The organism is Enterococcus sp. DIV1411a (assembly GCF_050531945.1).
Taxonomy (GTDB): Bacteria; Bacillota; Bacilli; order Lactobacillales; family Enterococcaceae; genus Enterococcus_B; species Enterococcus_B faecium.
Genome location: NZ_CP172892.1, coordinates 1308722 through 1331330 on the forward strand (window position 1 = coordinate 1308722; position 22609 = coordinate 1331330).

General features: G+C 40.0%; 22 protein-coding genes. 2 read left to right on the forward strand and 20 right to left on the reverse strand.

The genetic code is table 11. From position 1 onward, the window contains the following. Positions 1–11: 11 nt before the first annotated feature. The 16 genes from IGJ87_RS06305 to IGJ87_RS06380 all read right to left on the reverse strand — a co-directional run bounded on the left by IGJ87_RS06305 (position 12) and on the right by IGJ87_RS06380 (position 16267). Positions 12–326, reverse strand: coding sequence for a hypothetical protein (locus tag IGJ87_RS06305; RefSeq protein ID WP_002288892.1), 315 nt, complete (start codon positions 324–326; stop codon positions 12–14). Continuing rightward, positions 314–943, reverse strand: a complete 630-nt coding sequence (pyrE, locus tag IGJ87_RS06310; protein WP_002288884.1) for an orotate phosphoribosyltransferase — start codon at positions 941–943, stop codon at positions 314–316. The genes IGJ87_RS06305 and pyrE overlap by 13 nt, the downstream gene beginning before the upstream one ends. Positions 944–949: 6 nt before the next feature. Next, positions 950–1666, reverse strand: coding sequence for an orotidine-5'-phosphate decarboxylase (gene pyrF / locus IGJ87_RS06315; protein ID WP_002288882.1), 717 nt, complete (start codon positions 1664–1666; stop codon positions 950–952). Beyond that, complete coding sequence (locus IGJ87_RS06320) at positions 1663–2595, reverse strand: dihydroorotate dehydrogenase (protein WP_002288880.1); 933 nt, start codon at positions 2593–2595, stop codon at positions 1663–1665. Before IGJ87_RS06320 ends, pyrF begins: the two co-directional genes overlap by 4 nt. Next, entirely contained in the window at positions 2592–3368 is a 777-nt protein-coding gene (locus IGJ87_RS06325; RefSeq protein ID WP_002288879.1) for a dihydroorotate dehydrogenase electron transfer subunit, read from the reverse strand. The genes IGJ87_RS06320 and IGJ87_RS06325 overlap by 4 nt, the downstream gene beginning before the upstream one ends. 53 nt (positions 3369–3421) lie before the next feature. After that, positions 3422–6607 carry a carbamoyl-phosphate synthase large subunit gene (gene carB / locus IGJ87_RS06330; RefSeq protein WP_002288878.1) on the reverse strand — a complete coding sequence of 1062 codons (3186 nt, stop codon included), beginning with the start codon at positions 6605–6607 and terminating at the stop codon, positions 3422–3424. A gap of 4 nt (positions 6608–6611) precedes the next feature. Continuing rightward, positions 6612–7688 (reverse strand): carbamoyl phosphate synthase small subunit, encoded by a 1077-nt coding sequence (locus IGJ87_RS06335; protein ID WP_002288877.1) that lies wholly within the window; start codon positions 7686–7688, stop codon positions 6612–6614. 4 nt (positions 7689–7692) lie between these two features. Next, on the reverse strand, positions 7693–8973 hold the full coding sequence (locus IGJ87_RS06340) for a dihydroorotase (protein ID WP_002288875.1): 1281 nt from the start codon (positions 8971–8973) through the stop codon (positions 7693–7695). An 18-nt stretch (positions 8974–8991) separates the two neighbouring features. Then, complete coding sequence (locus IGJ87_RS06345) at positions 8992–9918, reverse strand: aspartate carbamoyltransferase catalytic subunit (RefSeq protein WP_002288872.1); 927 nt, start codon at positions 9916–9918, stop codon at positions 8992–8994. A gap of 12 nt (positions 9919–9930) precedes the next feature. Continuing rightward, positions 9931–11214, reverse strand: coding sequence for a solute carrier family 23 protein (locus IGJ87_RS06350; RefSeq protein ID WP_002288870.1), 1284 nt, complete (start codon positions 11212–11214; stop codon positions 9931–9933). A gap of 13 nt (positions 11215–11227) precedes the next feature. Continuing rightward, positions 11228–11767, reverse strand: a complete 540-nt coding sequence (pyrR, locus tag IGJ87_RS06355; protein ID WP_002295862.1) for a bifunctional pyr operon transcriptional regulator/uracil phosphoribosyltransferase PyrR — start codon at positions 11765–11767, stop codon at positions 11228–11230. A gap of 234 nt (positions 11768–12001) precedes the next feature. Next, positions 12002–12913: an RluA family pseudouridine synthase gene (locus tag IGJ87_RS06360; protein WP_104770973.1), complete on the reverse strand. Its 912-nt coding sequence runs from the start codon at positions 12911–12913 to the stop codon at positions 12002–12004. Next, the gene (lspA, locus tag IGJ87_RS06365; protein ID WP_002306762.1) at positions 12910–13374 is read right to left on the reverse strand and encodes a signal peptidase II; all 465 of its coding nucleotides are present in this window, start codon (positions 13372–13374) and stop codon (positions 12910–12912) included. Before lspA ends, IGJ87_RS06360 begins: the two co-directional genes overlap by 4 nt. A gap of 4 nt (positions 13375–13378) precedes the next feature. After that, a complete protein-coding gene (locus tag IGJ87_RS06370; RefSeq protein WP_002295857.1) occupies positions 13379–14077 on the reverse strand; it encodes a CBS domain-containing protein in 699 nt (232 codons plus the stop codon). Then, on the reverse strand, positions 14064–14450 hold the full coding sequence (locus IGJ87_RS06375; RefSeq protein ID WP_002295856.1) for a hypothetical protein: 387 nt from the start codon (positions 14448–14450) through the stop codon (positions 14064–14066). Before IGJ87_RS06375 ends, IGJ87_RS06370 begins: the two co-directional genes overlap by 14 nt. 146 nt (positions 14451–14596) lie before the next feature. Continuing rightward, positions 14597–16267: a formate--tetrahydrofolate ligase gene (locus tag IGJ87_RS06380; RefSeq protein WP_002295854.1), complete on the reverse strand. Its 1671-nt coding sequence runs from the start codon at positions 16265–16267 to the stop codon at positions 14597–14599. 182 nt (positions 16268–16449) lie between these two features. Here IGJ87_RS06380 and IGJ87_RS06385 point away from each other — a divergent pair, with 182 nt between their 5' ends. Beyond that, positions 16450–16683 carry a cold-shock protein gene (locus tag IGJ87_RS06385; RefSeq protein WP_002303804.1) on the forward strand — a complete coding sequence of 78 codons (234 nt, stop codon included), beginning with the start codon at positions 16450–16452 and terminating at the stop codon, positions 16681–16683. Positions 16684–16781: 98 nt separating this feature from the next. On the opposite strand, the gene IGJ87_RS06390 is transcribed toward IGJ87_RS06385, so the two are convergent. After that, a complete protein-coding gene (locus IGJ87_RS06390; protein WP_002295850.1) occupies positions 16782–17213 on the reverse strand; it encodes an EbsA family protein in 432 nt (143 codons plus the stop codon). Between the two features lie 78 nt (positions 17214–17291). Here IGJ87_RS06390 and IGJ87_RS06395 point away from each other — a divergent pair, with 78 nt between their 5' ends. Next, on the forward strand, positions 17292–17705 hold the full coding sequence (locus IGJ87_RS06395; protein ID WP_002295847.1) for a ribonuclease HI family protein: 414 nt from the start codon (positions 17292–17294) through the stop codon (positions 17703–17705). Between the two features lie 37 nt (positions 17706–17742). On the opposite strand, the gene IGJ87_RS06400 is transcribed toward IGJ87_RS06395, so the two are convergent. From IGJ87_RS06400 to alaS, 3 genes are all read right to left on the reverse strand, one after another. Then, a complete protein-coding gene (locus IGJ87_RS06400; RefSeq protein WP_002295845.1) occupies positions 17743–18891 on the reverse strand; it encodes a cation diffusion facilitator family transporter in 1149 nt (382 codons plus the stop codon). A 121-nt stretch (positions 18892–19012) separates the two neighbouring features. Next, entirely contained in the window at positions 19013–19609 is a 597-nt protein-coding gene (locus tag IGJ87_RS06405) for an ECF transporter S component (RefSeq protein WP_002295844.1), read from the reverse strand. A gap of 199 nt (positions 19610–19808) precedes the next feature. After that, positions 19809–22451, reverse strand: a complete 2643-nt coding sequence (alaS, locus tag IGJ87_RS06410; protein WP_002299704.1) for an alanine--tRNA ligase — start codon at positions 22449–22451, stop codon at positions 19809–19811. Between the last annotated feature and the right edge of the window lie 158 nt (positions 22452–22609).

The following is a 22609-nucleotide window of genomic DNA, read 5'->3' on the forward strand; positions in this document are numbered from 1 at the left end:
TTTTCCGAATATCATATCATTAAATAACTGATATTCGCAACATTTCCGCTCTTTACCATTTTTGAAACAGCTCCCTTACCAAAAAATAGAGAAAATCTATATATAATAGAAAAAAGAGAAGAGATTATTCTCTTCTTTCTGCTAACCAGTCTTAGAAAAATGAATTTTAAAAAAATCAAAAACTGATCACGATAGAAGTTTCTTTTCATACCTGATGAAAAGATGCTTCTCGCAATCAGTTTTTGGATTTTTGCTATTCCAATTGATGATTCTGGAGACACAAATCGGATTTCTCTATCTTCATCAAGCGCGCTTAAATCTGCCAATTTTCAGGATCTTTTTTCCATTCTTTTAGCAGAGTTAATTCTTGCTCATCGATATAACGATCTTCTAAAGCTGCTTCAATCAATACAGAATAATTGGTCAACGTCATAAGAGGGATTTCGGCTTTTTCGAAATTTGCTTTTCCTTTTGGCAACTCATACGTAAAGATAGCCGCAACACCAAGGATATCCGCACCTTCTCTTTTTGCTGCTTCAGCTGCTTCCAAGACACTTCCGCCTGTAGAAATCAAATCCTCGATCACAACCATCTTCTGACCTTCAAATATACGTCCTTCGATTTGGTTACCTTTCCCATGATCTTTCGCCTTACTTCGAATATAGACCATTGGCAAATCCAGTATTTCCGCTACCCATGCGGCATGAGGGATTCCTGCTGTTGCAGTTCCAGCAATCACTTGTACTTCAGGGTAAGCTTCTTTGATTTTGCTTGCTAATCCTTTTGCGATCTCTTTTCGGACTTTTGGATAGCTCATCGTGATTCGGTTATCACAGTAAATTGGGCTTTTGATTCCACTTGCCCATGTAAAAGGATTACTTGGATTTAAAAATACTGCTTCAATTTCTAATAAGTCTTTTGCGATACTTTGTTCAACATTCATTTTAGGTTAGCTCCATTCTGTTTGAATCGTTTGATATGCTTTATAAGGATTAGTTGACTGAGTGATTGGTCGACCTATAACGATAAAAGTTGAGCCGATCTTTTTTGCCTGAGAAGGTGTGACTACTCTTGTCTGATCTCCTGCGACTGTTCCTTCTGGTCTTATACCCGGAGTTAAGCAAACAAATTCGTCTCCTGCCATTTCTTTGATCGCTTCTACTTCCCAAGCAGAAGAAACCACACCATCTAATCCTGCTTTTTTGGCACAGCTAGCATAATGGATCACACTTTTTTCTAAAGAAACTTCGATTAGTTGATCGGCATGCATTTCTTCTTCACTTGTAGAAGTAAGCTGAGTGATAGCTAGAAGTAGCGGACGTTTTCCACCTTCTGGAGTCCCCTCTTCTAATCCTCGCATTGCCGCCTCCATCATACGAATACCGCCAGCGGCATGAACACAGGTGAGATCAACACCAAGCTTTGCCAATCCCCGCATTGCTTTTTCGACCGTATTCGGAATATCGTGAAGTTTCAGATCTAAAAATACATTATGACCAGCCTCTTTTAGATAACGTACGATTTCAGGTCCTTCTTGGTAGAACAATTCCATTCCGATTTTCACAAACAATTTTTCTTCTTTCGGGAAAAATCGAAGAAAGTCTTCTACCTCTTGCCTAGTTGAAAAATCTAATGCAATAATTGGTCGTTGGTCTAGTTGATTCATCGTTCACGTTCCTCTCTCACTTCTTTGATTAATCTTTCCAGCGATTCGATGCCTAGTTCGCTCATTCGCACAGGGAGCTCTTTAATTAGTTTAGGACAGATATACGGATCGGTGAAATTCGCGGTCCCTATAGCTACAGCACTTGCTCCAGCCATAAACATCTCAAGAACATCATCCACTGTCTGCACGCCGCCCATCCCAATGATTGGAAGGCTGGATATACTTGCTACTTGGTGAATCAAACGAATAGCGACAGGCTTGATTGCTGGTCCGGAGAGTCCACCTGTTTGATTGGCTAAAATCGGTTTTCTTGTCTTAAGGTCAATCCGCATACCAAGAAGAGTATTGATCATCGTAAACCCATCTGCCCCTCCAGCTTCGATTGCCTGAGCGATTGGAACGATGTCTGTTACATTTGGGGACAATTTGACATAGACAGGAACAGAAGAAACTTTCTTTACTGCTTGTGTTAATTGAAAAGCAACATCAGAATCTGTTCCAAAAGCAATTCCGCCATGTTTGACATTTGGGCAAGAAATGTTCAGCTCGATTGCTTTCACATTTGGTGCTTCGCCAATTTTGCTACAAACTTCTACATAGTCTTCTTCACAAGCACCAGCAACATTTGCGATGATGGGTAACTCATTGTACTCCTCTAATTCTGGAAGAAGTTTATGCATAACAACGTCTAGACCAGGATTTTGCAAACCAATTGCATTCAACATGCCAGATGGTGTTTCCGCCACTCTTGGCGTGGGATTGCCAAAGCGGGCATTTGGAGTCGTTGCCTTGACCATGATCGATCCAAGCTGATTCAAATCATAGTATTTTCCGTATTCTTTGCCAAAACCGAAACAGCCGCTTGCCGGCATGATAGGATTTTTTAATTCTAGGCCAGGAAGTTTGACCGCTAAAGGATTCTCATTCATATAATTACCTCTCCTATTTTAAAAATCGGTCCTTCGTCACAAACTTTCACACTTTTTGTTCCTGTTTCATCTTCCGGCGTATGACAAACGCAAGCATAGCAAGCCCCTATCCCACATGCCATGCGGGATTCTAATGATAACTGGACATTTTGATGCGAAGAAAACAGCTGTTCCACTGTCTTCAATAACCCGTTTGAACCACATGCAAAAACAGCTGTAGGTTCCGTCTTCGTTCCTAACAATAAATTACCGACATTTCCGTGCATACCGTATGTTCCATCGTCAGTAGCGATTCTTGTTTCTCCTAGACGATTAAATTCTTTTTCATAATAAACGACTTCATGTGTGGCAAAACCTAAAAAATGCGTTGGCTTAATTCCTTTTTCGACTAACTGTTTTGATAACTCATATAGAGGAGGGACACCGATTCCTCCACCGATTATAAATACTTCGTCTCCTGTATGAAGATTGGACAAATCAAAACCATTGCCTAAAGGACCCATGACATCTAAATGGTCTCCGGCAGAAAGAGTAGAGAAGACTCTAGTCCCCTCACCTTCCACCCGATAAATGATACGGCAAGTATTTGTTTCGTGGTCGATATGATTCAAGCTAATCGGTCGGCGTAATAGCAAGTCTGCACGCGGCACGAGAATATGCAAGAACTGTCCTGGTTGCTGCATTTCTTTTACTAGATCACCTTTCAATGTCATTTCAAAAATCTTTGGTGCCAGCTGTTTTTGCTGAACGATTTCCATCATTTCTTGTTTCATCTGTCCCCTCCTGCAACGGTTTTTCGTCTTTTTGTCTTAACATGTGCTCGCCGTTAAATAGGGTTAGTTGAAAAAGCACGGGATTCCATCACTCGAACGATCGCATCTGCTGTGTCTAAAGAAGTAAACAATGGAATACCATGTTCAACTGCTTCTCTTCGGATGATGAAACCGTCTTTAGAAGCATTTCCCCGATCTTTATCAATCGTATTGACAACCACTTGTGTTTTACCATCTCTTATTAAGTCGACTACATTTTTTTCTGCTGCTTCCTCAGAAATTTTCGCTACTGTTTCAACGACCAGACCATTTTTTTCGAAATAAGCAGCTGTATGTTTCGTTCCTATCAGACTATAGCCAATTTCTGTAAAACGTTTAGCTAATTCTAGTGCTTCTTCTTTTGTTTCGTCCGCAATCGTAAATAATACGGCTCCATATTCAGGCAAGTGTAATCCAGAAGCTTCGAATGCCTTGTACAAAGCTTTGTCTAATTGTCTGTCAGATCCCATTACTTCTCCAGTCGATTTCATTTCAGGCCCTAAGTAAGTATCAACTTTCTGCAATTTCGTAAAAGAAAAGACAGGTGCTTTAACATGAACTTCTTTTGTTTCTGGATAAAGTCCGTTTTCATAACCAAGTGTCTTTAGTTTCTCTCCCAAAATAGCTTTCGTCGCAATTTGTGCCATTGGAATTCCTGTCACCTTACTTAAGAATGGAACAGTCCGACTTGCTCGAGGATTGACTTCGATCACATAAACCTCATTTTCATGGATGACAAACTGGATATTCATCATCCCGACACAATTCAAACCTAATGCTAAGCGGATCGTGTAATCTTCGATCGTTTTCTTGATCGATTCAGATAATGTTTGAGGTGGATACACAGCCATTGAATCCCCTGAATGGACACCAGCACGCTCAATATGCTCCATGATCCCTGGGATGAGTACTGTTTCACCGTCACAAATCGCATCCACTTCGCATTCACCACCAAGCAAGTAACGGTCCACTAGTACTGGATGTTCTGGAGATGCTTTCACAGCATGTTCCATGTAATCTTCTAAATCTCGCTGGTTTTCAACGATTTCCATCGCACGTCCGCCTAATACATAGCTTGGACGAACAAGAACTGGATAACCAATTCTCGAAGCGATAACCACGGCTTCTTCTTTACTTGTAGCAGTATCCCCTAAAGGTTGAGGAATATCCAACTCTTTCAGCGCTTGCTCGAATAAATCACGATTTTCCGCACGATCCAAGTCTTCGATCGTTGTCCCTAAGATTTTTACACCAGCAGCAGTCAAAGGTTCGGCTAAGTTGATTGCTGTCTGACCACCAAATTGAACGATTACTCCTATCGGCTGTTCTAGCTCGATCACATTCATCACATCTTCGAAGGTCAATGGCTCAAAATATAATTTATCCGAAATAGAAAAGTCAGTCGAAACTGTTTCAGGATTGCTGTTCATGATGATTGCTTCGTATCCTGCCTGCTGGATTGCTTTGACAGAATGCACAGTCGCATAGTCAAATTCAACCCCTTGTCCGATACGGATAGGACCAGATCCCAGTACTAGAATTGAGGGCTTTTCTGATCGTGAACTTTCATTTTCATATTCATAGGAACTATAAAAATAAGGTGTTTTTGATTCGAATTCCGCTGCACAAGTGTCAACCATCTTATATACAGGAATCAAATCATTTTCTTTTCTCATCTGGCGAACGGCTTCTTCGTTTATTTCCCACAGCTCCGCCACTTTTTTGTCTGTAAAACCGTTTTGTTTCGCTGTTTTCAATATCTTGTCATCCAACGGCTGCTGTTTCAACTGCTGTTCGATTTCTACGATATGCAACAGTTTATCTAAAAAGAATAAATCGATTTTTGTCAAATCCGCTAATTCTTCTATGGTGTACCCTCTTCTAATAGCTTCAGCTACATAAAACAGGCGATCATCTTGTGCTCGAACCACTTTTTGGATTAGGTCATCGTCCGTGATGTCTGCCAACTCAGGAAGTTCGATATGGTGTGTACCGATTTCTAAAGAACGCACAGCTTTCAATAAAGACTCTTCGATATTCCGACCGATAGCCATCACTTCACCAGTTGCTTTCATCTGCGTGCCTAAAAGCCGTTCTCCGTTTTCAAACTTATCAAACGGCCAGCGAGGAATTTTAGCTACAACATAATCTAATGCAGGTTCAAATTCTGCAAAAGTCGTTCCTGTAACAGGATTTTTCATTTCGTCTAATGTTAATCCAAGCGCTATTTTAGCAGCTAGCTTAGCGATCGGATAGCCAGTCGCCTTACTTGCTAACGCAGATGAACGAGAAACACGCGGATTGACTTCAATCACATAATAATTAAAACTATGTGGATCAAGAGCGAGTTGGACGTTACAGCCTCCCTCGATCTTAAGTGCTCGAATAATCGAAAGAGAAGCATCACGAAGCATTTGATATTCATGGTCAGACAATGTTTGACTAGGGGCAAATACGATAGAATCACCTGTATGGATACCCACCGGGTCAAAATTTTCCATATTGCAGACAACGATTGCATTATCAGCCGAATCTCTCATCACTTCATATTCAATTTCTTTAAAACCTGCAATACTTCGTTCAATCAAACATTGGGTAGCGGGGGAAAGACTTAATCCATTTTCTGATACGATACGTAATTCTTCTTCATTTTCACACATACCTCCACCAGTTCCGCCTAAAGTAAAGGCTGGACGAACGATGACAGGATAGCCGATTTTATTTGCAAAATCTACAGCTTCTTCTACTGTATTGACGATTTCAGACTCGGGGATTGGCTGATTCAATTCTTTCATCAACTGTTTGAATAGATCACGATCTTCTGCTTGATCGATCGCAGAAAGCTTTGTTCCTAGAAGTTCTATGTTCAATTCTTCTAAAATACCTGATGCTGCCAGCTCCATTGCCATATTGAGGCCTGTCTGTCCGCCTAAAGTTGGAAGGAGAGCATCTGGACGCTCTTTTCGAAGAATCCTTGATACAAATTCAAGTGTGATCGGTTCGATATATACTTGATCTGCCACTTCTTTATCCGTCATGATCGTCGCAGGATTAGAATTTACTAAAACCACTTCATATCCTTCTTCTTTTAAGGCAAGGCAGGCTTGTGTTCCTGCGTAGTCAAATTCTGCGGCTTGACCAATGATGATCGGACCAGATCCAATCACCATAATTTTCTTGATATCTGTACGTTTCGGCATCTGTTTACTGCTCCTTTCCTGCGTCCATCATTTCCATAAATTCATCAAATAAATGTAGTGCATCATGCGGACCAGGGGCAGCATCTGGATGAAACTGCACACTGAAAGCGGGATAATCTCTGTGTTTGACTCCTTCTACTGTTCCGTCATTTACTTCTACATGAGTTACGATGAGTTTTTCTGGATCAATCGTGGCTTCATCGACTGCATAGCCATGATTTTGAGAAGTAAAATCAATTCTTCCGGTCGCTACTTCTCGTACCGGGTGATTTAATCCTCGATGTCCGAATTTCATTTTATAGGTATCTGCACCGTTGGCTAAAGCAAATAACTGGTGACCGAGACAAATACCAAAAATCGGTACTTTTCCTTGGATTTTTTTGATCATTTCGATTGCTTCTGGCACATCTTTTGGATCACCAGGTCCATTCGTCAGCATGACTCCGTCTGGTGATAGCGCTAAAATCGTCTCGGCATCTGTGTTATAGGGAAGTACTGTGAGGTTACAGTTTCTTTTACTCAATTCTCGTAAAATACTATGTTTCAAGCCGAAGTCAATGACAATGACTTTCCGACCTGTTCCTGGACTTGGATAAGGTTTGTTAGTTGAGACTTGCTGCACTTGATTGGTTGCTAGAACGGTTGCTTTCAGCTGATCAAATGCATGTTCGAAGGAATCTCCAGCATCAACGATACTAGCTTTCATCGTTCCGACTTCACGGATTTTGCGAGTAAGGGCGCGCGTATCGATACCTGATATTCCAGGAATTCCTTTTTGTTTCAAAAATGAATCTAGCGTCATTTGGTTTCGCCAGTTTGAAGCTACACGTGCATGTTCTTTTACTACTACTCCTTTGCATGTTGGAGAAATCGATTCATAATCATCTCTATTTACCCCATAATTACCCACCATAGGATAGGTAAATGTAATGATTTGACCGTTAAAACTTTGATCAGTGATAGTTTCTTGATAACCAGTCATACTTGTTGTAAAAACGATTTCTCCGAAGACACTAGCATCTGCACCAAAAGCCTTTCCTTCGAAAACTGTTCCATCTTCTAATATAAGCAAACGTTCCATACTTTTATTCTCCCTTCTGCCACACAAGTTTTCCGTTGACAAAAGTCATTTGTGTTTCGCCTTTTACTTTCCAGCCGATAAAAGGTGTATTCTCCCCTTTTGATAAAAAGTCTTCTTTATCGATCGTGCAAGTTTGTGTAATATCAAAAACTGCTACATCAGCGGGGGCACCAACCGTTAGCGTTCCTGCATTCAAACCAAAAATCTCAGCCGGTTTAACTGCCAACCAATTGATCACTTGTTCCAACGTGAATCGACCAGTTTCTACAAAATGAGTATAGATCAGTTGAAACGCTGTTTCGCTTCCTACGATACCAAATGGTGATTTCATGAAACTTTGGCTTTTTTCTTCTAATCCATGGGGGGCATGGTCTGTAGCGATGCAATCGATCGTACCGTCAAGCAAGCCTTCGATCAAAGCTTCTCTGTCCTCCCGTCCTCTTAGCGGCGGGTTCATTTTCCAAAAGCCGAAATCTTCGGGAATATCTTCGTCGATCAAAATAAGATGATGGGGTGAAACTTCTGCTGTTACGTGGATTCCTGCTTTTTTTGCGTCTCTGATTACACGGACACTTTCTTTAGTAGAAACATGGCAAACATGGTAATGAACACCAGTTGCTTCAGCTAGCAACAGATCTCTAGCAATTTGAGAAGACTCGGTTACGCTTAAGATCCCGGGAAGACCAAGTTCTTCTGCCTTCTTGCCAGCGTGCATAACGCCGCCAAATAATAAAGATTCATCTTCTGTATGGGCTACTAGGGCTTTATTGTTTTTTGCAGCTTCTTTCATAGCCAGATACATCGTCCCAGCTGTTTGGACACCTACACCGTCATTTGTGAAAGCAAAAGCACCTTCTTCAATCAGTGCTTCTTGATCAACTAATTTCTCACTTCGCAGATTTTCTGTGATTGGCGCATACTGCAATACCTTCACAACTGCATCTTTTCTAATGATGTCATATACTTGTCTCAGCTTTTCTGCCGTATCAGGTACAGGATTTAAATTCGGCATCGCGCATACAGTAGTGAAACCGCCACGAGCAGCTGAGCGAGTCCCAGCTTCGATCGTCTCCTTGTATGTAAATCCTGGCTCTCTCAAATGAACATGGACGTCCACTAAACCAGGTGTGATCAATTGTCCCTTTGCATCAAACACTTCATCAAATTCGGCTTCTGAGAATCCTGTACCGATTGCTTTGATTCGCCCATCTTCTATCCAAATTTCTGCTGGTGTCGTCATATTTTTTCGTGTATTGATCTGACCGTTTTTAATGAGTGTTTTCATTTTTTCATCCTCCTATAATTACGCTTTTCCATTTAGCACTGCTTCTAAGATTGCCATTCTGACGAATACTCCATTGCTCATTTGCTGAACGATCCGCGACTGTAATCCTTCCACTAATGAATCAGCTAATTCTACATCGCGGTTAACTGGTGCTGGGTGCATAATGATTGCATGTTTTTGCAACTTCTTCGCACGCTCAACTGTTAACCCATGTTCCTGATGGTAGCCTTCTTTTGAGAAACTTTCTTTTCCATCATGGCGTTCGTGTTGCACCCGAAGCATCATCATGACATCAACTTGATCTAGTAGTTCATCCAATGGCATATAATGTCCGTACACTTCGAATTCATCGTCGTACCATTCTCTAGGACCTGAGAAGAATACTTGTGCGCCTAGACGTTTTAACATCTGCATATTGGATTTAGCTACGCGAGAGTGAGTGATATCACCTACGATGGCAACTTTCAGACCTTCAAAATGACCAAATTCTTCATAAATGGTCATCAAATCAAGCAAGCATTGGGTTGGATGCTGTCCGCTTCCGTCTCCTCCATTGATAATCGAACACTGGATTGTTTTACTTTGTATCAGTTCGTCATAATAGTTCTCATCACCATGACGGATAACCGCTACGTCTACGCCTAATGCTGACATCGTCAGTACTGTATCGTATAGTGTTTCCCCTTTTTGGACAGAGCTTGTGCTTGCTTCAAATTCAATCACTTCTAGCCCTAGTTTTTTCTCCGCTACATCGAAGCTTTTATGTGTGCGAGTACTATTTTCGAAAAAGAGGTTTGTAGCAAAGTACTGGCGCTTTTGCGGAGTCCAATTAGCACCTTGCTTGAATTCCTGCCCTCTGCGGATCAAGCCCATAACTTCTTGATCAGTAAGTGCCTCAACGGTCAATAAATGCTTTAAGCTGATACGTTCTGATTTGATGATCATAATGTTTCCTCCTTAGTTTTCTTCGCTTCGTGAAGTTTCTGGTAAGATAAGATTTAAAATGATGCCAAGTACAGTTGCTAATGCCATTGCCGACAATGTAAATGTGCCTACTTCAAAGACGAGTCCGCCAATTCCTACTACTAAGATAACTGAAGCAATCAACAGATTTTTCTTTTTATCAAAATCGATTTTGTTCTCGATTAAAATCTTCATTCCACTTGCGGCAATTACTCCAAATAAGATAAAACTGATTCCTGAGATGACTGGTCCAGGGATACTTAAAATCAAAGCGCTTAATTTTCCTACGAATCCTAAAATGACTGCAAATACTGCAGCTCCACCGATCACAAACACGCTATGGACACGTGTGATAGCCAGAACACCAATGTTTTCACCGTAACTTGTTACAGGAGGACCTCCGACAAAGGCTGCCACGATTTGTGCTAACCCATCACCTGTCAACGTCTTATGAAGACCCGGTTCTTCAAAGAAATTACGTTTAGTTAGTTTATTCAATACCATAAGATGGCCGATATGCTCTGTCATCGTCACAAAAGCGATGGGTGCCATTGTTGTGATTGCTCCAAGATATAGCTTTGGTTCATATTGTACAAAGGGAATCTCAAAGTTAGGAACAGCAAACCAGGCAGCGTCTACGATTGGCTTAGTATCCACGATTCCAAACAGCAAGGCTACGATGTATCCGCTAATGATACCTAGTAAAATCGGAATCAATCCGAGAAAACCTCTTAGCCACATGTTGAAGAAAATTGTTAATCCTAATGTGATCAGCGCTACAGCAATATACTTGAAATCATACGTGCCCTGATTATACATAGCATTTGTTGCTGCATTTGCCGCAAGTCCCAACCCGATAACCATGATGACTGGACCGACGACGATTGGAGGCAAGATTTTATCCAGCCATGCTGAACCGATCTTTTTGATGATCAGCGCAACAATCAAATAGACTAATCCAGTTGTGACTGCTCCTTGTGCAATCGCTGGATAACCATCTGTTTTCATCAAAAGCTGCATCGCTGCAATGAAAGCGAAGCTGCTTCCTAAGTACGCAGGTATCTTTCCTTTAGTAGTAAATAAGTACACCAATGTACCTAGTCCTGAACTGACTAGCGCAATACCTGGATCGATACCTACTAAGATGGGGACTAACACGGTTGCTCCGAACATCGTGAACAAGTGTTGTAAACTTAATCCTACCCAATGTCCTGGGGTTGGGCGATCGTGGATATCTAACACCACGTCATCATTATGAAATCCTTTTTTCTCCGACATGTTTCTCTCTCCTCTAATCTTCCTCTTTCAAAATCATGATGCGATCTTGTCCATCAAGCTCTTGCATCTCTACTAAAATCTCTTCCGCCCGAGATGTTGGAATGTTCTTCCCAACATAATCTGCACGGATTGGCAATTCTCGATGCCCACGATCGACCAGGACTGCTAATGAAATTTTTCTTGGTCTGCCAAAATCCATTACTGCGTCCATTGCTGCTCGAATCGTTCGTCCTGTATACAAAACATCATCAATCAAAATAACTTCTTTTCCTTCTAAGGAAACTGGGATGTCAGAAGAATGAAGTTCCGGTTCTTCTGGATTTTCTTTTTTGTCATCTCGGTATAAAGTGATATCCAGTTCTCCTACAGGAATATCGATATCTTCTAGCTGCTTCAGGCGTTCGGCAATTCTTGATGCAATGTAGATTCCTCGTGTTTTGATACCTACCAATACGATATCTTGGATACTATGGTTTCTCTCGATAATCTCATAAGTAATTCGAGTCAATGCTCGCTTCATGGTTACCTGATCTACTACTTCTTTTGCTTGCATTTTCATTCCCCCTACTTTTTTGCATAAAAAAACTCCTGCCCTAAGAGGACAGGAGGAATGTTTAGACTGAGCGTATACTGATACACTGATAGCTATACTATGTCAATGAGCAATCTACTTATGGCGCACCATACGTATCCTTGCTCCCACCCTTCTTAGCCTCACGGGACTAAACTTAAAGGAATTCTATTAAGTTTTATGCTTTCGTTGTTAATTACTATACCGTTATCTAAATTAAAATGCAATGTTTTTTCTTAATTTTTCTAAAGTTTTTTCAAAAACTTCTGGAAGAGGTGCTTCAAAGATCGTCTTTTCGTTTGTAGTCGGGTGCGTAAAACCTAACATTTGCGCATGGAGAAACTGACCATTGCCTTTCAAAGTTTTCTTCGGTCCGTATACTGGATCTCCAGCTAACGGATAACCGATATACTTCATATGCACACGGATCTGGTGTGTTCTTCCGGTTTCTAGTTTTAATTCAACCAGAGTAAATCCTTCGAAACGTTCCAATACAGTAAAATGTGTGACAGCCGACTTCCCATCTTCTCTTATCGCCTGCATTTTCCGGTTTTCCTTCGAACGGCCGATTGGCGCATTGATGGTTCCTTTTTCGTGAGGAATCTCTCCATGGACTAAAGCAACATATTTGCGCAAAGAGGTCTTATCTTTTAATTGCTGAGCTAATGATTCGTGTGCCTGGTCATTTTTGGCAACCATTAGCAGTCCGGAAGTATCTTTGTCGATTCGGTGAACAATACCTGGACGAATAACGCCGTTGATCGTAGAAAGATCCTTGATATGGTACATCAGCGCATTGACCATTGTGCCATGCGTATGACCTGCTGAAGGATGAACGACCATTCCTTGAGGTTTGTTTATCACCGCTACATCTTCATCTTCGTAAACGATCGTCAACGGGATATTTTCTGGGACCACATCTAATGTTTCTGGTTCGGGGATCAAGACAGTAATCTCGTCTCCTTGTTTTACTTTGTAATTTGCTTTGACTGGCTGTCCATTGACAGAAACCGCTCCATTTTTCAGCCACAGCTGAATTTGCGAACGACTGTAATCGGTGAATAAATTAGTCAATACTTTATCGATCCTACCAGATTCATGGTGAATCGTCGTTTTAAGTTCTGTCATTTTTTTCTTTGATCCTTTTCATCTAAAATAATATAAATTAATATACAAATCACTCCACATACAAGTGTCACATCTGCTACGTTAAAAATCGGAAAGCTCATAAAATCTGTCTGGAACATATCTACTACATAGCCAAGACGAATACGGTCGATAAAATTGCCAATCGCACCAGCTAGAATCAAACTCAATCCAATCATGAACCAGCGATTACCTTTTTCACGATTTTTAATCATCAATGTGAGAATCACAACGACTGCAATGAGTGTCACTATAGTAAAGAACCACATCTTCCCTTCTAGCATACTCCATGCGGCTCCAGTGTTTCGAATATGATTCAGTGACAAAATACCTGGTATAAGATTTTTCGTCTCTCCAAGCGCTAGATTATCAGTGATCCACCATTTGACCAACTGATCCACTCCTACTAGCAAAGCGCTGAATATCCAATAAATAATTAACAAAAAATCAATCCTTTTCTATTTGTTTATAAATATCACGAGGTCGTACGATCCCGAGCAGATTACCATCGGGATTCCCATCTTTAGTGATAAGTACGGCTTCCAAAGTCCCTTGCTCACGAAACATCGCTTCAACCTCGTAAATATGTGTTTTAGCTGGAACAAAATGATAATTTGTGTACTTTCCGTTTTGGATGATCAAATCCAACGCTCGTTTATTTGTTAAATCAACCGGACCTTTTTGGCTTTCTTTTGCTAGCCAAAACCCGATATTACGTAAAGTAATCAATGCTACAAATTTTCCTTTATTGTATAACGGAAATTGTGAATACCTTTTTTCTGCTACTATCTTTAACAGTTCAAGTAACGGAAGATCTTGTTCAAAACCTGTTACACGTTTTGCAAATCGAGGCAGCACGGTTTCAGGCTGAATCAGTTCTTGTTCGATCAGCTGGATTCGCTTGACTGTCCAATCATTTGGCTCTGCAATGACAAAATCGACTGCGATCCGATCATGGACGATCGCATTCCTTAACTGAGCAAGCTGTAAAAGATCATCTTCGTATTTTCTGATCATTAATTGTTTTCTTTGAGCTAGGCGTCTGACAAGTTCGGTAAATCCCATATTTCGTGCATTTCCCATCTCGTCTCTCATCCATTTTTCGATTCGATTGAAACTGATTAAAAAAAGATCAGAGTTTGCCATAATTTTCCTCCTTGATCAAATATGCCCGGTTTTTTATATAGAAAAAGAACGCAATCAACACAATAACTGCAAAAAAACTGAAAAATAAATTTTGTAGGAAAACGGCCCCCAACCCAGTTGCTAGAAATAAAAACGGATAGATTTGAAGAATCAAGTAATTCATTGTGATCACATAAGCAGGCTTTGCTTCTTTCACTGTATAAACGGGGCTTTTTAGCCAATAAAAGGTGACCTGCATCGTAAAGGGCACTTCCAGATCAAGCGTTATCTTTTGTTCATGACTGAGAACACTGCGTTTTTCATTGTTGATTCTTAGCTGAATCGAGCTACCCATACCGTAAAAACCGGTTTTTCTTATAAATGTCGTTTTCATCATACCCTCCTATTATGCTTTAGTATAGCTCAAAATACAATAAAGAAAAAGAATGATCCTAGTGTAAACAAAATTAATTCCCTATCGTCTAAAAAAAGAAGCTGTAGTCAAAATACAGCTCCTTCGATGGTAGATTATAATCAAGCTTAAAACAATCCCAACACTTCTCCGTCATTTGTCACGTCCATATTCAATGCAGCAGGTTTTTTAGGCAAACCAGGCATCGTCATAACATCTCCAGTCAAGGCTACTAAAAATCCTGCCCCTAATTTTGGGATGATTTCGCGGATCGTGATGGTGAAATCTTCCGGTGCACCTAGCAGTGAAGGATCATCAGAAAATGAATACTGTGTTTTTGCCATACAAATCGGCAGTTTGTCCCATCCATTCTTCGTAAACTCTTCTATTTGTTTTTGCGCTTTTTTGCTGAAAACAACACCATTTCCTCCGTAAATTTTCTTGACGATTGTTTCTGTCTTTTCTTGTATCGTTTCTTCTAGGCGGTATAATGGCTTGTAATTAGCTTCTTTTCTATCAATCAATCGTACTACAGCTTTTGCTAAATCAACGCCGCCTTCTGCTCCATCTGCCCATACACTCGCTCTCTTGGCAAGAATCCCCTGATTTTCACACAAGTGCTCCAACAGTGTGAGTTCATTGTCTGTATCTGTTACGAATTCATTGATTGCGACGATCACAGGTAGCTGATATTGTTCCATATTACGTATATGGCGCTTTAAATTTGCAAAACCTACTTTCAAAGCATCAAGATTCTCATTTTTAAGTTCATCTTTTTTCATTCCGCCATGCATTTTCAATGCACGGACAGTGGCGACAATCACCACAGCATCCGGCGCTTTTTTCAAGTTAGGTACTTTGATATCTAAAAATTTCTCTCCGCCAAGATCTGCACCAAATCCTGCCTCTGTGACAACGTAATCTGCTAATCTCAATGCTGTCTTGGTAGCTAAAATACTATTGCAGCCATGAGCGATATTGGCAAACGGTCCCCCGTGGACAAAAGCTGGTGTTCCGTAAATTGTTTGTACAAGATTCGGCTTGATTGCATCTTTCAGCAGTAATGCCAGAGCGCCTTCTGCTTTCAAGTCTCCAGCAGTCACAGGCTGACGGTCAAATGTATAGCCGACAACGATCCTTGCAAGACGAGCCTTTAAATCTTCAAGGTCTGCCGCAAGACACAAGATAGCCATGATTTCGCTGGCAACTGTGATATCAAACCCATCTTCTCTTGGAACACCTTGGATTGGCCCACCCAAGCCAACAATTACTTTACGCAGTTCACGATCATTGAGATCGACTACCCGTTTCCAAATCACTCGGCGGGCATCGATGTTCAATTCATTTCCTTGATGAATATGATTATCTAAAAGAGCAGATAATGCATTATTAGCTGTTGTGATAGCATGCATGTCACCAGTAAAATGCAAGTTGATATCTTCCATAGGCAATACCTGTGCATATCCTCCGCCTGCAGCACCACCTTTGATTCCCATCACAGGACCAAGTGAGGGTTCTCGCAATGCAATAACAGATTTTTTATTGATTTTATTGAGCGCGTCTCCTAACCCTACAGTGATCGTTGACTTTCCTTCGCCAGCTGGTGTTGGATTGATGGAAGTAACTAAGATCAAATGCCCCTCAGCGTTATCCTTTGATCGATTGATTCCAGAAAAATTGATTTTCGCCTTATATTTCCCATACAGTTCCAAATCGTCTTCCTTAAGATCTAATTTACTAGCCACTTCAACAATCGGTTCTAGCTCTGTTTCTTGTGAAATTTGCAGATCATTCTTCATTTGATTACCCCTTTTCACGAACTTTATTCAACAAAATATCTTCTTTGTTAAGATATGCCAATTATACCTTTTTTTATTCAGAAAAAAAACATAAAATTACAGGTTTTTAATTTATTTGACGTACTTATAAATACTCTTTATAATGAAGGCTATGATCAGACTTTAGAAAGGTCGTGAGTGCTTTGACCACAGGAATTGTAAAATGGTTTGACAACAAAAAAGGATACGGCTTTATCAGTTATGATGACACAGAAGAAATTTTTGTACATTTTACTGCGATTGAAGAAGAGGGATTCAAAACTTTGGAAGAAAATCAAGTGGTCGAATTTGAGATCATCGAAGGGAATCGAGGAACACAAGCTGCCCATGTCAAGAAAGGCAACGTTCAGACTACCGATACTAGTATGCATGAATAGATAAACAAATAGAGTGAGACGCTAAACGGGATGAACCGTACGTCTCACTCTTTTCTTTTCCTGTAAAAATTCGTTTTTTTAGGTTCTGATTTTTAAAATTAGCTTTTTCTTTTTTTCGTATAAGGATAAGGAATTGATTCTGATTTGGGTCCGTTTTTTTCAAAATGATCAAAAAGGACTACTTGATCTTTTTTTCGCATCATGAAAACAGATGGGGCTTTCTCATCTTGCAACATCATTTGCACCCCAGTATTAGTTGGCGTCAAAGATCGAATCTGTCCGACAGATATTTCTCGGTCTTTCCAAAAAGCAGCATAACGTATAATCACAGAGTTTGATTTTAAAATAAAAGAACGCCGCAAACCTAGAAATAGAAAAACAAGAAAAATACCTAAAACAAAATTGCTTTTCCAATAAGGACCTGTGTTTTCTAAAGAAAGAATCAGACTAAAAAACAGAATGATCAAGGTCAATGACCAATAGATGATCGTATGTGCCAGTTCAGGCTGCCATCGAATATTTTTTTTCATTCTCTAACCTCTCACCGATTCAGTAATGATATAATCTTACCATAACATTAGTTTGAACAAAAAGGAGAATCTCTTTTTATGTTAAAAGTATACATTGATGCCTCTACAAAAGGCAACCCTGGTCCTAGTGGAGGTGGAATCTTGATTGTCTATCAAGGTAAACAAGAACAGCTATCTATCCCGCTTTCTATAGGGACAAACCATCAAGCAGAGTTCGAAGTCTTTTTAAAAACTTTAGAATTTCTAAAGAAAAACGACTTACAGAATGAAACGATTTTCTGTTTTTCAGACAGCAAAACACTAGTTTCTACGGTCGACAAAAACGCAACGAAGAACGAGCTCTTCCTTCCCTACCTTCAAAGAATCCAAGAACTTCTATCCGAATTTTCTTTATTGATCCTGCAATGGTTGCCCGAAAACAAAAATAAAGGAGCAGATAATCTTGCACGTCAGGCTCTCCATAAACAATTAAAAGAAAAAAAGACTCTTTAAATTAAAAACTTTAAGGAGTCTTTTTATAGTTTCTCATTTAATATAAAAGATAATTGTGATCAAACGTAATTTCCAATTGGTAATCTCCGATTTTTTCTTCTATTTGACTACGTAAGATTCTTTCTAGTTCTGTATCAACAAACTGGAATTTCTCAGGGACCACTACATCAAATTGCAGCGTTTTTCCTTGATGAATTACTCTAAAATCATGAATATTAAGCCCTGTACCTGTTTCAAGAAGAATTTGCTTTAACTGCCGCAAGATATTATAGTATTTTTCGTTATCAACAGGCATTGGATCCAAGTGACAGACAAGTTCCACATCCAAAGACTTTTTAAAGTCTTTTTCTATCAGATCAATAATCTTATGAGCCACATTCAAATTCATTGATTCATCTACTTCGATGTGGACTGATGCAAAGCGTTTATTGGGTCCATAGTTATGCACCAATAAATCATGATAGCCAAGTATATCATCGCAAGCATTTAAATGCTCTTCCATTTCTTCAATCTCTGCTGGCGTTGGGCGACTTCCTAATAGTTCGTATACAAAATTTCGAAGCATCGTCAATCCACTATAAAGGATATATAATGCTAAAGCAAAACCTATATATCCATCAATACGCCATCCAGTTACCCATTCGATTGCTGCTGAAAGCAATACAGCCAGTGTAGTAAAGACATCATTATAACTATCTGTTGCTGTAGCTCTCAATGTTTCAGAATCAATGGATTGCGCAATAACCTGATACATTTTGCCTTGTGCAAATTTCAAAAAGATGGAAATGATTAGGACAAAAAAGACGATGGGTGTTAAAGAGACATTTTCTGGATGGATGATTTTTTCAGCAGAAGACTCTAAAAATTGAAATCCTACATAAGTAATGATGATCGAAACAAATAACCCACTGATATATTCGAAGCGTTCGTGTCCATAAGGATGTTCCTGATCTGCTGGCTTTGCAGCAATTTTAAATCCGATCAAAGTCAATATGGATGAAGCAGTATCTGATAGACTGTTCACTGCATCAGCCATAATGGAGACACTTCCTGAAAAAAGCCCGATCATTAGCTTAGAGACAAACAAGATCAGATTCGTAACCAATCCTAAGATACCCGCTAGTACTCCTTTTTTTGTCCGCTGTTGCGGTATTTGTTTCTTTTTTTCTTCTTGTTTCTTAGCCAAGTTTTTTACCCCTTCTAGTTTGCTTGTTGCTCAGGTAAAAAGATGGAGAGGACGATTGTTTTCTTCTCCTCTCTTCCTTTTTCTATCTATCGTGCGCCCTATTACTATTAAAAGATGGTCATTATTCTGGTTTCAACGGTGTTGCTGCAAATAACGCTTTTGCTAGTAATGGTGTTATGATTCCCGCACCTATTGCTTCTGGTATCCCATTGATTGCTGCAACCCCTGCTAAGGTTTTAAATAAAAGAGCAGAATCTACACCATAGGCATCTGCCGTTGCACCTGTATAAAATAATCCCATGAATCCTAACACTAAGACTGTATTGACCAATGAACCCAGTACCCCTGCAAAGGCTGAGCTGATCGTTATTGATTTATTTTTTTGATAAATCCAGTGGAAAACCAAGCCTGCTACTAAGCCAACAAGTACTCTGGGAACTACCGAGATAATCGGATTCGTGAACACTAATGTATCAAATGGCGTTGTTGGCATGGCATAGGCACGAACAATTGTAGCGATTCCCCAAAACAAGCCAATCACCATGCCATCTTTTGGGCCTAATACTACTGCAGCAATAATTACTGTGATATGGATAATTGTTAAACTAATGAATCCTAATGGAATAAACCCCAGCCAAGGAACCATCGCTTGTACGATGATGATTGCTAACAAGATCGCACGTAAGACTAGTCGAAAGGTCTTATTTCTACTATTCATTTTTTCACCCCTTTTTATTTATACTAATCGTAAAAATTTCTGTCACTTTCGTCAACTAAAGACCATCCGAATCCGACCATTTGATTAGATGCGCCAGCCAATTGAAAAAAGTATGAGGGCAAGACTTGTTTGTCTTCGCCCCCATAATCATGTTTCGTTCAATGTTTGAACTTTTGTTTTTCTGTCAAACGTAAACGCCCTATTGTTGCGCAACCCATTCTTTCGCAGCTTTAAGTGCATCTGGAATACCAGCAGGATTTTTCCCGCCAGCTTGTGCCATGTCTGGACGTCCACCACCGCCACCGCCTACTTTCGGTGCGATTGCTTTAATCAAGTCGCCAGCTTTTAGTCCAGCTTCATTTGATTCTTTCGTCATTGCCGCTAGCAGACTGACTTTTCCTTCTTGTTCGTTTGCTAAAACAAGAATATCTGAAATATTTTTTTGTTTCCATTGGTCAGCTAATTGACGCAGCTGATTCATATCTTTCACTTTTACTTGTGCTGCAATGATTGTTTTTCCATTGATCGTTTCTGGATCTTTGAATACATCACCAGCTTGTTGATTCGCTAACTTGCTAGCTAATTGTTCATTTTCCTTTTGTAGCTCTCTTACTTGCTGTTGCAATTGTTCCGCTTTTGAAACAACTTCTTTCAATTGAGGTGATTTAACAATTGTTGCTACTTGTTTTAGTTGTTTTTCTTCTTCTTCAAGTAGTTCGTACGCTTCTTTACTTGTTACAGCCTCGATTCGTCGCACGCCTGCACCAATTCCTGATTCAGAAACGATTTTGAAGATTCCGATGTTTTCTGTATTTGCTACATGTGTGCCTCCGCACAGTTCGATTGACCAGCCGCCAATATTTACTACTCGAACGTCATGTCCGTATTTTTCACCAAACAAAGCCATTGCACCCATGTTTTTGGCTGTATCGATATCTGTTTCAATTGTTTCAACTGGGATAGCTTCCCAGATTTTTTCGTTGACGATTCTTTCCATTTCAGCTAATTCATCTGAAGTGATTTGACCAAAGTGGGTAAAGTCGAATCGTAAATGTCCAGGAGCGACTAAAGAACCAGCTTGATTTGCATGCTCGCCAAGTACTTCTTTCAATGCCTTGTGCAGTAGATGGGTTGCTGTATGGTTTTTGATGATCCGATTGCGCATCGATTGATCGATCAATAGATGATAGGTTTGTCCTTCACTCATTGGTGCTTTTACTTCTACGGTGTGCATAAATTGACCATTAGGCGCTTTTTGAACATCTGTAACAACTGCTACGATTTCGCCTACTTCATTCATGATCCATCCTTGATCCGCTACTTGCCCACCCATTTCTGCATAGAAAGGTGTTTGATCAAAGATCATTTGAGCTTCACCTTCTGCGACTTCATTCAAAAGAGACTCACCTTTAACGATGACCAATAATTGACTATCTGATTCTTGTTCTGTGTATCCAATGAATTTACTTTCTACTTTGATATCTGTCAATAAAGCAGATTGTACCCCCATTGATTTTTCAGTACTGCGGGCAGAGCGAGCACGTTCGCGTTGTGCATCCATTTCTTTTTCAAAACCAGCATGATCAACTTTCAGTCCTTCATCTTCTGCCACCTCTTCCGTTAATTCTACCGGGAAGCCATATGTGTCGTATAGTTTGAAGATGTCTTTTCCTGCTAGAGTCGTCCCGTTTTCGTTTTTTACTTCTTGGATCACTTGATTTAAGATTTCCAAACCTTCATTGATTGTTTCATTGAAACGTTCTTCTTCTGTACGGATAACTTTTTCAATAAATTCTTTTTGTTGAAGTACTTCAGGATAATAACTTACCATGATTTCCCCAACAACAGGGACTAAACGATATAAGAATGCTTGTTCAATACCTAATTTTTTCCCATGCATGACAGCACGACGAAGCAAACGGCGTAAGACATACCCTCTCCCTTCATTCGATGGCAATGCACCGTCGCCAATAGCAAATGAAAGGGCGCGAATATGATCTGCGATTACTTTGTAAGAAATATCTGTTACTGGGTTTTCACCATATTTTACTTGTTTGCTTAGCTTTTCTACGGCGTGGATAATAGGCATAAACAAGTCTGTCTCAAAGTTCGTTGGCGCATCTTGAACGATTGAGACCATGCGTTCCAATCCCATCCCCGTATCAATGTTTTTATGAGGAAGTGGTTCAAATGTGTTATCAGGCTTATGGTTGAATTCTGAAAATACTAAGTTCCAGATTTCTAAATAACGTTCATTTTCTCCTCCTGGATAGTTTTCAGGATCGTCTTCTGCTAAATCGTTATAAGCTTCTCCACGGTCATAGAAAATTTCCGTATCCGGACCACATGGGCCTGCACCGATATCCCAGAAGTTGTCTTCTACATCAATAATGTGATCTAGTGGCAGGCCAACTTCTTCATGCCAGATGCGTTTTGCTTCTGTATCTTTTGGATAAACTGTTACATAAAGTTTTTCTGGATCGAATGCCATCCATTTTGGATCAGTCAAAAATTCCCATGCCCAGTGGATGGCTTCATTTTTGAAATAGTCACCAATCGAAAAATTACCCAGCATCTCAAACATCGTATGGTGCCGTGCTGTTTTACCGACATTTTCGATATCATTTGTTCGAATAGATTTTTGGGCATTTGTGATTCTTGGATTTTCTGGCACAACTGAACCATCAAAATATTTTTTCAATGTTGCAACACCAGAGTTGATCCACAATAAGGTTGGATCGTTCACGGGGATCAAAGACGCACTAGGTTCAATCGTATGTCCTTTAGATTGGAAGAAATCAAGAAACATTTGTCGAACTTGTGCACTACTTAATTGTTTCATGTCATTACCTGCTTTCTATAAATTAAATACAAAAAAACACCATCACAGCCAAGGACGAAAACTCGCGGTACCACCTTGATTGCAATGATGTGTAATCATTACCTCTTAAACTCGATAACGCTGAGCTGCGTCGGTATTTCTACCAAAATAGAAAAAGG

Excerpts from the sequence above, each read along its gene's own strand:
- pyrE (WP_002288884.1), bottom strand. The coding sequence starts at position 943 with ATGAATGTTGAACAAAGTATCGCAAAAGACTTATTAGAAATTGAAGCA.
- pyrF (WP_002288882.1), bottom strand. The coding sequence starts at position 1,666 with ATGAATCAACTAGACCAACGACCAATTATTGCATTAGATTTTTCAACT.
- IGJ87_RS06320 (WP_002288880.1), bottom strand. The coding sequence starts at position 2,595 with ATGAATGAGAATCCTTTAGCGGTCAAACTTCCTGGCCTAGAATTAAAA.
- IGJ87_RS06325 (WP_002288879.1), bottom strand. The coding sequence starts at position 3,368 with ATGAAACAAGAAATGATGGAAATCGTTCAGCAAAAACAGCTGGCACCA.
- carB (WP_002288878.1), bottom strand. The coding sequence starts at position 6,607 with ATGCCGAAACGTACAGATATCAAGAAAATTATGGTGATTGGATCTGGT.
- IGJ87_RS06335 (WP_002288877.1), bottom strand. The coding sequence starts at position 7,688 with ATGGAACGTTTGCTTATATTAGAAGATGGAACAGTTTTCGAAGGAAAG.
- IGJ87_RS06340 (WP_002288875.1), bottom strand. The coding sequence starts at position 8,973 with ATGAAAACACTCATTAAAAACGGTCAGATCAATACACGAAAAAATATG.
- IGJ87_RS06345 (WP_002288872.1), bottom strand. The coding sequence starts at position 9,918 with ATGATCATCAAATCAGAACGTATCAGCTTAAAGCATTTATTGACCGTT.
- IGJ87_RS06350 (WP_002288870.1), bottom strand. The coding sequence starts at position 11,214 with ATGTCGGAGAAAAAAGGATTTCATAATGATGACGTGGTGTTAGATATC.
- pyrR (WP_002295862.1), bottom strand. The coding sequence starts at position 11,767 with ATGCAAGCAAAAGAAGTAGTAGATCAGGTAACCATGAAGCGAGCATTG.
- IGJ87_RS06360 (WP_104770973.1), bottom strand. The coding sequence starts at position 12,913 with ATGACAGAACTTAAAACGACGATTCACCATGAATCTGGTAGGATCGAT.
- IGJ87_RS06370 (WP_002295857.1), bottom strand. The coding sequence starts at position 14,077 with ATGGCAAACTCTGATCTTTTTTTAATCAGTTTCAATCGAATCGAAAAA.
- IGJ87_RS06375 (WP_002295856.1), bottom strand. The coding sequence starts at position 14,450 with ATGAAAACGACATTTATAAGAAAAACCGGTTTTTACGGTATGGGTAGC.
- IGJ87_RS06380 (WP_002295854.1), bottom strand. The coding sequence starts at position 16,267 with ATGAAGAATGATCTGCAAATTTCACAAGAAACAGAGCTAGAACCGATT.
- IGJ87_RS06390 (WP_002295850.1), bottom strand. The coding sequence starts at position 17,213 with ATGAAAAAAAATATTCGATGGCAGCCTGAACTGGCACATACGATCATC.
- IGJ87_RS06395 (WP_002295847.1), top strand. The coding sequence starts at position 17,292 with ATGTTAAAAGTATACATTGATGCCTCTACAAAAGGCAACCCTGGTCCT.
- IGJ87_RS06405 (WP_002295844.1), bottom strand. The coding sequence starts at position 19,609 with ATGAATAGTAGAAATAAGACCTTTCGACTAGTCTTACGTGCGATCTTG.
- alaS (WP_002299704.1), bottom strand. The coding sequence starts at position 22,451 with ATGAAACAATTAAGTAGTGCACAAGTTCGACAAATGTTTCTTGATTTC.